Source organism: Candidatus Limnocylindria bacterium, assembly GCA_036523395.1.
GTDB lineage: Bacteria > Chloroflexota > Limnocylindria > P2-11E > P2-11E > CF-39.
This window is the reverse complement of sequence record DATDEH010000036.1, coordinates 1-10793: the sequence shown is the minus strand read 5'-3', so window position 1 is coordinate 10793 and position 10793 is coordinate 1. Positions and strand designations below refer to the sequence as shown.

Below are 10793 nucleotides of genomic sequence, written 5' to 3'. Positions count from 1 at the left end.
CGTGGCCGTGACCCCGCCCGACGCCTTCGTCGAAGAGCTCTGGCAAGTCGCACGCGGGCTATGGATGCCGGATCACCCCTGGTTCAAGGGCATCGTCGAGCACCGCTGGACGCGCGAGCAGATCATCCTGGGCGAGATCCAGCACTACCTGCGCGTGCGCACCAACCCGATCTTCTTCGGGTACATCGTCACCAACGTCGCGAGCGAGCGGAATTACGACCTCATGGACGTGGTGATGGAGAACTTCATGGAAGAGCTCGGCGGCGAAAAGACGCACGTCGACATCATGTTGCAGTTCCTCGAGGAGGGCGGCATCACGCGCGAGCAGGCGGACCGTGCCGACCCCGCGCCCGGCACGCTCGCCGCCGTCGAGATGATCCGCTCGGGTTGCCAGAACCGCAGCGCGCTCGAGGGCGTCGCGCTGCTCGCGTACGTCGAAGCGATGCATGGCGGACCGGATGGCGCGGCCGCTCGCGTGTTCAAGGAGCTCGTCGGCCACTACGGCTTCAGCAAGCGCGCCGCCGCGACCTACGAGCTGCACGCGGAGCAGGACACCGGTCACGGCGATCGTCAGATCGCGATGATCCACAAGTTGGCGCGCGACGAGGTGACGCAGGAGAAGGTCCGGCGCGCGGTGCGTCTAGGCTGCGAGGCCTTCAACTTCGAGTGGGACGGGCACGTCCAGGCGATGACCGGCCAGCGCGACGTGTACTGGTCGGGGAAGGCGCCGCTGTCGCTTCGCCATCCGGAGGCCCGTCTTCCGAAGGACTGAGTCCGACCCCGTAGCGGCGACGAAGTCTCGCGAAATAGCGGACATAGACGAAGACCCAGAACGCGATCGTTCCAGCGAGCCACCGTCCTTCGCTCCGGCGCACGGAGCGTGAAAAGACCCGACCGATGAGCCCGGCGGCGGCTGCCGAGAGGATGAACCTCCAAAGCCGCGCGAGCATCGTCCACGCGATCAGCTCGCCCTCAGGTTTGCCGGCGAGCCCGCTCTCGGTCGCATAGACCTTGTACGGGATGCCGTCGAGCGGCGCGCGCGCGACCGCGACCCAGCCACGCGACGCGAAGCGCTCGTGCGCGTCGATCAGCAGGGCGTCGTTGATGCCCGGGATCTCGGTCAAGCGCGCGCGCTCCTCGCGTGCGTGCCGATGCATGCGGACGCCGCCCATCACGGCACCGACCGTTGCCGCGGCGACGCTGACCACGATCGACCGCGGTCGATTGAGAGCGATCCATCCCAGGAGGATGTCGGGGATGAGCCAGAATCGCGTCGCCTCGGCATAGCCCCACAGACCGGCGGCGATCACGGCGAGCGGCGAGCGCGCAAAGCCACGCACGGATCAGACCCGACGCAGCTCGACGATCGACCGGAATGCGCGACGCACGATCGTGACCGCGCTCAAGGCGACCAGTACCATGCAGAAGAGCGTCCAGTTCATCTCGGCGACCAACGCGATGAGCGATGCCGCGATGAGGAACGCGAGCCGATCGGCCTGGCCCGCGGGGCCCGTCCACTGGATCGAACCGCCCGCGGTCACCCCGAGGAGTCCGGTGACGTTCACGAGCCAGCCGCCGGCCAGCGCGGCGCCGACCCAGAGCGCGTCCGCGTGCGGGATGAGCGCGAGCAGTAGCGTCGCATCGGCCAGCTCGGTGACGAAGCGATTCAGATACGACCCAAGACGCGTCGCTCGGCCAAAGCTCTCGGCGATGTAGCCGTCCATCGTCGCGAGCACCATCCGAGCGAGGATGGCGAGTATCGCGACGAGCCACCACCCCTGCCACAGAGCCACGGTGCCGATGGCCGCGGGCACGAGGATCGAGAGCGTGACGACATTTGGATCGACGCGGTCCAGACCCCCGACGCGCGCGAGCGCGCGGCGGATGACCCGCTTGCCCTCATAGACGGAGGCGTCCGCCTTCAAGTGTTCGCGCTCCAGAAAGCCGCGAGCGACGCACCGAGGTCTTTCGTCGGGACCGCGGACATGGGCCTGCCGAACGTGACGCGCACGCGCTGGAACGGACGCCAGATCTTGCTGGTGACCGGCCATGCCTTCGCGCTCCCCGCTATCGCGACCGGAACGATCGACCACCCGCTGTTCGCGAGGACGAACAGGATCGCGTCGTGCGCTTCAGAACGCCGGCGGCTGCCGGATGGGTAGACGAGGAGGGTGCCGCGCGGCTGTTCGCGCAGGATCCGCGTCCAGCGTCGGAGCTCGGTGTACTTGGTGCGATCGAACGCGACGGCCATCGCGAACAGCGAGCTCGCCAGCGCGAATGAGGTGTTCTCGAAGAAGTAGTCCTTCGCCGCGAGGCAGGCGATCTCGCGCCGCCGGTGCTCGGACAGGGAGGCGAGGACCAGGAGCGAGTCGAGGTGGCTCTGGTGGTTCGCGACCAGCGCGACGCGATCGCCCGAAGGCTCTTCGCCCCGGACGTCGATCGGGAACTGCAGCTTCGTGAGGCCGACCGCGGTCCACCGCGCGACCGTCCGCAGCGCGTCGAAGGTGATGTCAGGGACGCGCGGGTACTGGCCGAGGCGCTCCCGCATCGAGCGACCGACATCCGGCATTGGCGCGTACGAGAAGGCATTGGGCTCGCCCGACGGGGACGCAGCAGTGTGCTCGTCGCTCACGGAAAGCCGCCGAAGAAGAAGCGCACGAAATGGAATGCCACCGGAGCGACGAGCGTGAGCGAGTTGAGCCGGTCGAGGATCCCGCCGTGCCCGGGCAGCAGGTCGCCGAAGTCCTTGATGCCCACGTTGCGCTTGAAGTTCGCGAGCGTGAGATCGCCGATCTGCCCTCCGGCGCCGACGATCACACCGAGACCGAGCACCATCCACCACGGCAGCTGTGGAAATGCGAGCTGCCAGTTGATGAACGCGAAGGCGATACCGAAGACGAGCGCGCCGAGCGATCCTTCGACCGTCTTGTTGGGCGAGAGCGCGGTCCAGTGCCGGCGGCCCACGAGCTTGCCGAAGAGGAACGCGACGACATCGTTCAGCTGCGTCGCGAGCACCACGTAGAGCACGAGTCCAAGTCCGCCCTCCCACGTCGCGAGGTACGTCAGGTGCGCGAGGAACCAACCGAAATAGACGACGCCGAGTACGGACAGCGCGAAGTTCTGCAGCATCCCCTCGGTCTTGTTGCGGACGATCGGGATCAGCGTCAGGGCCGCGACGCCCCACATCGGCACGACCATGAACAGACCGAAACGTCCGACGGAAGCGAGCGCGTTCGCAGCGACCATCGCCAGGTACACCGCGAGGGCGAACAGACGCTCGCGATAAAGACCCGTCGCGCGCGCGAACTCCTTGAAGCCGTAGATGGAGAGAAGCGTGATGAGGACTGCCCAGGCCCACGTGCCAAGCCACAGCGCGACGAGAACGACGGGCAGCATCACCAGCCACGTTCGGTACGGCAGCCATCCGGCGGTCAGCCGCGTCATCCGCAAGAACACGCCGAACACGACGACGCTGATGGCGGCCAGCGCGGTGTACGCCGCGAGCGGCTGAGGCAGCGCTTCTATTCCCACCTTGTTGTGGATGCTACCCGCGGGTCACGCGCTTTCTTGTAGCAGCAGCCTTCCGTTTCGGCGCGACGTTCGCGTACGGCTCGGCTTTCGCCGCCTCCTTGCCGCGTGGCTTCGCCACGGCGTAGTAGCTCTCGTCGATCCACTCCTCGAACATCGCCGTGGGCAGCGCCCCCTTCGGCTTCTTGACGCTGACCCAGCCCGACTTTCCGAGCCCGTATCCCATCGGTTCCACGAACGGAAGGCTCTTCGCGTAGAGCAGCGCCGTCGTGAGCTTGACGCCCATCACGTAGTCCGCGTACTTAGCGTCGGGCTCCTCCAGGCCGAAGAACACGAACACCTTGCCCTTGACCTTGGCGACGTTCTCGCCCCATGGATGCTCGAGCCTGGCGTCGTCCTTCGCGAGGGCGTATTTGAGCAGCTGCGCCTTTGCGGCCTTGACCGTGGTCACGCTAGATCGGCCAGGACTTGGGAAAGCCCGCGCGGATCTGCTCCCACTCAGCATCTCCTGAGTACTTCGTCCTAAAGGACTTGAGCAGCTTCATCAGCTCCTCCTGGTCCATGTCCAACACGTTTGAGACCATACCCGTGGTCTCCTCGAAGCCGAGGCTTCAGTTGCCTCGTCAGCCTTTCATCCGCTGCATCACATAGCGGTCCTTCTGCGTCATGGACATGGCGGCACTCTAAAGCTCGCCGGAGAAGCCGACGCGTTGCATGGTGACTGCCTCGACCCGCGGCCGAGGCCGCGAGCCATCTTCAAAGGGCACGCGGAGTCGCACGAGGATGCGCCAACGCTCGTCCCCGTGCTGAACGAGAAGGATGACGAACGCGTTCTCGACCTCGCTGACGTCAGCACCGGGGGTGCTCACCACGAGTGAGAACTGCGTGGAGGCCTTGCCGCGGATCTCGCGATCGAGCGATGTCTCGCCGCGGAACTGCGAGTGGGGAGCGACGGCGGCGACGAGGCGAACGGGCTCGGGCTCGGCGTTCGCCACGCGCCAGGTCGTGCGCCAGCCTTCGCCGTCCCGCTTGGCGATGCCGAGCGGCTCGACGACGAGCCGCGGCGCGCTCACGGCGCCTTTCGCGGATCCATGCGTCCGAGATCGCGGTAAAAGATCGTCGTGGGGCGCAGCTCGCCGTCGGGCATCCCGGCATAGCGCGGGATCTCAGCGGCGCGCGTCCAGCCGAGCTTCGTGTAGAGCGGGTCGGCCTCGCTGCCGGTGATCGTGTCGAGGACGAGGAGCGTGCGCCCCTCCGCAAGCGCGATGCGCTCGATCTCGCGCATGAGCGCTGTCGCGATCCCGCGTCGTCGCGCGGACCGGTGCACGAGTACCTTCGAGACCTCCGCGCGGTGGCGTGCGTTCGGTAGCAGGGCGAGGCGCAGCTGCGCCGTTCCGACCACACGCCGATCCAAGCGCGCCGCGATCACGAGCACGTTCCCGTGAACGACATCGCGTTCGATGCTCATCCACCACGTCGCCGCGTCCTCAGGCGTGAACGGCAAGAGGAACCCGACCGACGCGCCACCAGCGACCACGTCCGCGAGGATCACGGCGAGGTCGGGGATCGCCGCGTCGAAGGTCGGACCGTCGAGTCGGATGATCTCGAGTGTCATGCGGCTGCGGTGATGACGTTCTCCGCGAACGCCTCGAGCGCGTCCCAGTCATATGGCCCGCTGCGCAGGGCGATGTTGAGGCGCTCGACGCCAACACCGCGGAACTCCTCGACGAGCTCGGCCGCGCGGTCGGCGGTCCCGCGAAGGAAGCCGGTGAAGCCGCGCGCGTCCGCGCCCCATTCGCGCTGATAGCGCTCCTCCGCCCGCGCTGCGCCTTTCGCGTCGGCGCCGATGTAGAAGCCGACGTTGATGGTGCGGGCGATCGTGCGTCCATCACGTCCGAGCTCCCCGCACCAGCGATCGAGCACCTCGTTCTTCCGCCTCCACTGGGCAGGCGCAAGGTAGGGAGCGTTCCAGCCATCGGCGAAACGGGCGGCTGTCCGCAGCGTTCGTTTCTCACCGGCGCCGCCGACCCAGAGCGGAAGGCGTCGCTGCAAAGGCCTCGGGTTGTTCGGAGCGTGCCGGAGCGTGTAGTGCGTTCCAGCGAGATCCGCGAATGGCTCACTGAACAGGAGGTGCAGCGCTTCGGCATATTCCTCGAGCTGATCCTCCCGCGTCCTCAGGTCAGGGAATTCGTACCCGAACGCGCGGTACTCCGGCTCGTTCCACCCGGCGCCGATCCCGCACTCGGCTCGGCCGTTCGAGATGTGGTCGATCGTCGTCATGGACTTGGCCAGGACACCCGGATTGCGGTACGCGATGCTGAAGACGAGACATCCAACGCGCACTCGCTCCGTGTCAGCCGCGGCGGCGGTCAGCGTCGCGACGGACTCGAAGCAGTCGCCGTCGCCGCCCCGGTGCGGCGTCTCTTGGAAGTGATCCGACACCGAGAACCAATCGAAGCCGCGTTCGTCGGCGAACCGCCAGAGCTGTCGCAGCTCGTCCAGCGGCCCGCCCAGGTGACCAACGTGGATGCCGAACCTGATGCGGCGAGACTAATACCCGTAGTCGTACGGGTCGGCGGGCTTGCCACCGGTCGGCGCCGGCATCGAGGACGGCGCGGCCGTGCCATTCGCGGGCGCGCCCTTCGGAGCGCCGGTCCCGCCCGAGCCAGCAGCGGCACATGCGGTGCCCGCCAGCAGCAGCGCGGCGGCCACGGCGGGGAGTACTGATCGCACAGCGCTCACCTCCTGATACCGTTCATACGGGGAGGAGGCCCGAACGGATATGGCTCCCCTGGCCATCTTTGCGGCTTTCGTCGTGTTCGTTGTGGTCTGCCTCGCGGCGCTTGGTTTCGCTCTGATCGTCGCACGCAGCGCGAGCCGGCCGCGTCCTGCCCTGCCGCTCAACTGCGGCGACTGCATCTTCATGGTCCCGCGCGCGAAGGTCTACCGGCGCGAGACGATCGAAGACGCCGACGGGCTCATCGATTACCTCTGCGAGAAGCGGTGGATCGAGATCACGCCGTACTCGCCGCGCTGCGATCTCGGACGGAGTAAGACCCGCACGGCCTCGCCGGTCACGTCGGGCTAGCGCTCAGCCTGCCGCGCGACTCGCGGCGCGGCCCGCGACGCGACCGGAGAAGATGCAGCCGCCGAGGAATGTTCCCTCGAGCGAGCGATACCCGTGGATGCCGCCACCACCAAAACCCGCGACCTCGCCGGCCGCATACAAGCCTCGGATGGGCTCGCCCGACGCGCCGAGCACGCGCCCGTCGAGGTCGGTCTCGAGACCCCCAAGCGTCTTGCGCGTGATGATCCAGAGGCGCACCGCGACGAGCGGACGGCTCTTCGGATCGAGGAACGGGTGCGGCCGCGCGACGCGGATCAGCCGGTCGCCGATGTAGCGGCGCGCCACGCGGATCGCGAGCTGCTGTGGATCGGTGGGCGAGGCCAACATGGCCTGCTCGTCGTGCTCGGCGATCTCGCGATCGAGCGAGGCGCCGTCGATCTCCGTCGTGCCAGCCAGCTCGTTCATCTGGCCCGCAAGCTCACGCGCGCTGGACGCGAAGACGAAGTCGCGTCCATGTCTGCCGAATTCCTCAACGGGCTTCACGGCGCTTGGCAGCGCGCGCTGGAGGACCATCCGGATGCTCTTGCCGGTGAGGTCGGGGTTCTGCTCGGAGCCCGATAGCGCGAGCTCGCGGCCGAACACTTTCGAGTCGAGCACGAACCATGAGTGATCGTGCCCGGAGCGCGCGACGTGCTCGAGAGCGCCAAGCGCGTCGAAGCCTGGGAAGAGCGGCGCCGGCAAACGGTGACCCGTCGCGTCGAGCCACAGCGCCGAAGGTCCGGCGAGGATGCGGATGCCGTGACGCGTCCAGACCGGCGCGAAGTTCTCAACGCCCTCCGGGTAGTTCCACATGCGGTCGAGGTTGATCGCGCGCGCGCCGGCTTCGCGGACCACCTCGAGCGCCCGGCCGTCCACGTGGTCGGGAACGCCGGAGAGCATCCGACGTGGCGGGACTCCCAGACGCGCCGGCCAGTACCGGCGAACGAGATCGTGATTGCCGCCGATCCCGCCTGATGTGACGACGACCGCGGACGAGCGAAGCGTGAACTCGCCGACGACGTCGCGCGTGCTCCGAGCGCCGCGCGCCGACGCACTCGGTGCGAGTAGATCGCCCGTGACTCCTTCGGCGACTCCCTGCATGACCACGAGACCGGTCACACGGTGACGGAAGCGCAACTCGACACGGCCACTCACGGCGTGCTCGCGCACGCGGCGCACGAACGGTTCGATGACAGCCGGTCCCGTGCCCCAGGTGATGTGGAAGCGCGGCACGCTGCTTCCGCGCCGCTCCGCCCACTGCACGAGCGGGAACCAGCGCATCCCCTGCGCGTGGAGCCAGGGCCGCATCTCGCCGGCGGCGAAGTCCACATAGGCCTCGGCCCATCTGCGCGGCCACGCGTCGTCGTCGCGGTCGAAGCCGGCGTAGGCAAGCCAGTCGCGCAGCGCGAGGTCACGGGAGTCTTTGATGCGGAGGCGTCGCTGCTCCGGGCTGTTCACGAAGAAGAGCCCGCCGAAGGACCAGAATGCCTGACCGCCGAGCGACACTTCCGGCTCTTGCTCGAGAACGATCACGCGCTTGCCGGCATCTGCGGCCTCCGCGGTGGCGACGAGACCCGCGAGCCCCGCGCCGACGACGATCACGTCCGCGTCCATCGCCGGTGAGCGTAGGGGAGAGGTCAGGTAGCCTACCGGCCGTGACCTCCTTCGATGCTTTCGACGCATACGTGCGCGCCCGCGAACGCGAGTACATCGAAGAGCTGAAGGATCTCGTCCGTCTTCCGACGGTGTCCGCGCAGAAGACCGCGATCGCTGAGACCGCGCGCGCGGTCCTCGAGCGCACGCGACGCGCCGGGATCCCTGCCGAGAGCCTTCGCGTCGATGGCGGGCCGCCGACGATCGTGGGCGAGACCGGTCGCGGCGCGAAGACGCTGCTCGTCTACGACCACTACGACGTGCAGCCGCCCGATCCGCTCGACGAATGGAAGACGCCGCCGTTCGAGCCGACGGAGCGCGATGGCCACATCTTCGCGCGCGGCGTGTCGGACAACAAAGGAAACCTCATGGCGCGGCTCCAGGCGATCGAGGCGTACCGTGCCACCATCGGCGAGCTGCCGCTGCGCGTGCGCGTCCTCTTTGAGGGGGAAGAGGAGATCGGGTCCGAGCATCTCGCCGAATTCGTCGCGGCCAATGCCGGCCGGCTGCGCGCGGACGGCTGCATCTGGGAGGCCGGCTACAAGGACGCCGCCGGACGGCCCACGGTCTCGCTGGGGCTCAAGGGCATCGCGTACTTCGAGCTGCGGGTGCGCGGCGCGAAGCAGGACGCGCATTCGTCGGTGGCGACGATCATCCCGAACGCCGCGTGGCGTCTGGTCTGGGCGCTCGCGACGCTGAAGAACGACAAGGACGAGATCGTCATCGACGGACTCATGGACGCAGTCCGCACCCCGACGCCCGGTGAGGTCCGTGCGCTGGAGGCCCTCCCGTTCGACGAGGACGGCACGAAGCGCATCCACGACGTGCCGCGATTCATCCGCGGGCTCACCGGAACGCCGCTCAAGCTCAAGCACTTCTTCGAGCCGACCTGCACGATCTGCGGTCTCACCTCGGGGTACTCGGGGCCGGGCTCAAAGACGGTCCTGCCCGCGGTCGCGAGCGCGAAGCTCGACTTCCGCCTGGTGCCCGACCTCACGCCGGAGCTCGTCGAGCGTCTGCTGCGGGCGCATCTCGAGCGCCGCGGCTTTGGCGACATCGAGATCGTCGCGATGCACGGCGAGCGTCCGTCGCGCTGGCCGGCCGATTCAGAGTCCGCGCGCGCCGCGGTCGCCGCATGCCGCGCGACGTACGGCGCGGATCCGGTCGTGTACCCGCTCATGGTCGGCAGCGGACCGATGGCCCAGGTGTGCGATCAGCTCGGCATACCCGTCGTCGGCTTCGGATCCGGGAATGCGTCCTCCGCCAATCACGCGCCGAACGAGAACATCGCTGTGGCCGACTACATCGATCACATCCGCGCCTTCGGTCGGTTCCTCCACGCCTTTGCGGGCCTGCCCCTGGGTTGACCAGCGGCGAGAAGCGGCTCCTCCTCAGCGTCGTCGGATCGCTCACCTTCGCGTCGGTCTACGCGACGCTCGTCATGTCTCCGGTTCTCACGCAGATCGCGGAGGAATTCGACGTGAGCACCGGGACCGCCGGCCTGGTCGCAGCCGCGTACGGCGGCCCGGGCATCGTCACCGGGCTTCTCATCGGGCCGTACTCCGATCGCTTCGGCCGGAAGAGGTTCCTCGTTGCCGGCGCGCTCGTCATGGGCACCTTCACGATCCTGTGCGCGCTGGCACCGAACTTCGCGACGCTCGTGGCCGCACGCGCGGTGGCGGGCATCGGCGGATCGCTGATCTTCCCGAACGCCAACGCCCTCGTCGGCGATCTGTTCGCCTATCGCGAGCGCGGCCGCGCCATGTCGACGGTCATCGGCTTCAACACGATGGCCAGCGTCGTGGGCGTTCCGGTCGCCGGCGTCGTGGCCGAGGCCACGAGCTGGCGCGTGTCGGTGGGACTCGTCGGCCTGATCGCGATCGCTGCCGGCATCGGCCTGGCCGTGTTCCTCCGTCCGACGCGGACCAACCTGAGCGAGGATCGGATCTGGGGGATGTATCGCCTGATCCTCAGCAATAAGTCCGCCGTTGCCGCGATCATCTCGAGCTTCCTCGGTTCGCTCTACTGGTTCACCTGGATCACGTACCTGGTCGTGTTCTTCCAGAACACGTACGGCCTGAGCGAGGGCACAGCGTCGACGTATTCGCTCACGCTGGGTCTCGGCGTCCTCGTCGGAAGCCAGATCGGTGGGCGCATCGGAGACCGCATCGGGCACCGACGCGTCGTCGCGGGAACGATCGTCGCATCGGGTGTGATCCTGCTCGCGCTCACCAACGCGCCGCCGCCGCTGCTCGCGGCCGCGGTGATGAACCTGCTGCTCTCGGCGGTCATCGGTGCGCGTTTCGCGACGAACACCACGCTGCTCACGGAGCAGGTGCCCGAGGCGCGCGGGACTCTCTTCGCGTTCTCCTCGTCGACAGCGTCGCTCTCGATCGTCGTCGGGGCCACCATAGGCGGTTTCTTCGTCGACACGCTTGGCTTCGGCGCGATCGGCGTGTTCTGCATGGGCGCCGCGCTGCTCTCATGCGTCATCGTTCTCGCATTC

The 10793-nt window shown here is 67.9% G+C and carries 14 protein-coding genes; 4 read left to right on the top strand and 10 right to left on the bottom strand.

Annotated features, from left to right (window positions below; translation table 11 throughout):
* Nucleotides 1–772, top strand: a 772-nt coding sequence (locus VI056_03985) for an iron-containing redox enzyme family protein (GenBank protein HEY6202180.1), incomplete at its 5' end; no start/stop codon positions are given.
* Here VI056_03985 and VI056_03980 read toward each other — a convergent pair.
* The 9 genes from VI056_03980 to VI056_03940 form a co-directional block, all read right to left on the bottom strand.
* Nucleotides 657–1340 carry a hypothetical protein gene (locus VI056_03980; GenBank protein HEY6202179.1) on the bottom strand — a complete coding sequence of 228 codons (684 nt, stop codon included), beginning with the start codon at nt 1338–1340 and terminating at the stop codon, nt 657–659. The two genes, VI056_03985 and VI056_03980, sit on opposite strands and share 116 nt — an antisense overlap.
* A 3-nt stretch (nt 1341–1343) precedes the next feature.
* Nucleotides 1344–1925: a CDP-alcohol phosphatidyltransferase family protein gene (locus VI056_03975; GenBank protein HEY6202178.1), complete on the bottom strand. Its 582-nt coding sequence runs from the start codon at nt 1923–1925 to the stop codon at nt 1344–1346.
* Nucleotides 1922–2569, bottom strand: a complete 648-nt coding sequence (locus VI056_03970; protein ID HEY6202177.1) for a lysophospholipid acyltransferase family protein — start codon at nt 2567–2569, stop codon at nt 1922–1924. Before VI056_03970 ends, VI056_03975 begins: the two co-directional genes overlap by 4 nt.
* Before the next feature lie 59 nt (nt 2570–2628).
* Nucleotides 2629–3531, bottom strand: coding sequence for a phosphatidate cytidylyltransferase (locus tag VI056_03965; protein ID HEY6202176.1), 903 nt, complete (start codon nt 3529–3531; stop codon nt 2629–2631).
* Nucleotides 3532–3544: 13 nt separating this feature from the next.
* Nucleotides 3545–3979 (bottom strand): MmcQ/YjbR family DNA-binding protein, encoded by a 435-nt coding sequence (locus VI056_03960; GenBank protein HEY6202175.1) that lies wholly within the window; start codon nt 3977–3979, stop codon nt 3545–3547.
* A gap of 232 nt (nt 3980–4211) precedes the next feature.
* The gene (locus VI056_03955; GenBank protein HEY6202174.1) at nt 4212–4601 is read right to left on the bottom strand and encodes a hypothetical protein; all 390 of its coding nucleotides are present in this window, start codon (nt 4599–4601) and stop codon (nt 4212–4214) included.
* Complete coding sequence (locus VI056_03950) at nt 4598–5143, bottom strand: GNAT family N-acetyltransferase (GenBank protein ID HEY6202173.1); 546 nt, start codon at nt 5141–5143, stop codon at nt 4598–4600. Before VI056_03950 ends, VI056_03955 begins: the two co-directional genes overlap by 4 nt.
* On the bottom strand, nt 5140–6030 hold the full coding sequence (locus VI056_03945) for an LLM class flavin-dependent oxidoreductase (GenBank protein HEY6202172.1): 891 nt from the start codon (nt 6028–6030) through the stop codon (nt 5140–5142). The genes VI056_03950 and VI056_03945 overlap by 4 nt, the downstream gene beginning before the upstream one ends.
* 48 nt (nt 6031–6078) lie before the next feature.
* Nucleotides 6079–6261 carry a hypothetical protein gene (locus VI056_03940; protein ID HEY6202171.1) on the bottom strand — a complete coding sequence of 61 codons (183 nt, stop codon included), beginning with the start codon at nt 6259–6261 and terminating at the stop codon, nt 6079–6081.
* Between the two features lie 49 nt (nt 6262–6310).
* Here VI056_03940 and VI056_03935 point away from each other — a divergent pair, with 49 nt between their 5' ends.
* Nucleotides 6311–6616, top strand: coding sequence for a hypothetical protein (locus tag VI056_03935; GenBank protein HEY6202170.1), 306 nt, complete (start codon nt 6311–6313; stop codon nt 6614–6616).
* A 3-nt stretch (nt 6617–6619) separates the two neighbouring features.
* Here VI056_03935 and VI056_03930 read toward each other — a convergent pair whose 3' ends face one another.
* Entirely contained in the window at nt 6620–8248 is a 1629-nt protein-coding gene (locus VI056_03930; GenBank protein ID HEY6202169.1) for an FAD-binding dehydrogenase, read from the bottom strand.
* A 41-nt stretch (nt 8249–8289) separates the two neighbouring features.
* Between VI056_03930 and VI056_03925 the strand changes: the two genes are divergently transcribed.
* Together VI056_03925 and VI056_03920 are read left to right on the top strand one after the other, a co-directional pair.
* Nucleotides 8290–9654, top strand: coding sequence for a M20/M25/M40 family metallo-hydrolase (locus VI056_03925; protein HEY6202168.1), 1365 nt, complete (start codon nt 8290–8292; stop codon nt 9652–9654).
* Nucleotides 9651–10793, top strand: a 1143-nt coding sequence (locus VI056_03920; GenBank protein HEY6202167.1) for an MFS transporter, incomplete at its 3' end; no start/stop codon positions are given. The genes VI056_03925 and VI056_03920, both read left to right, overlap by 4 nt.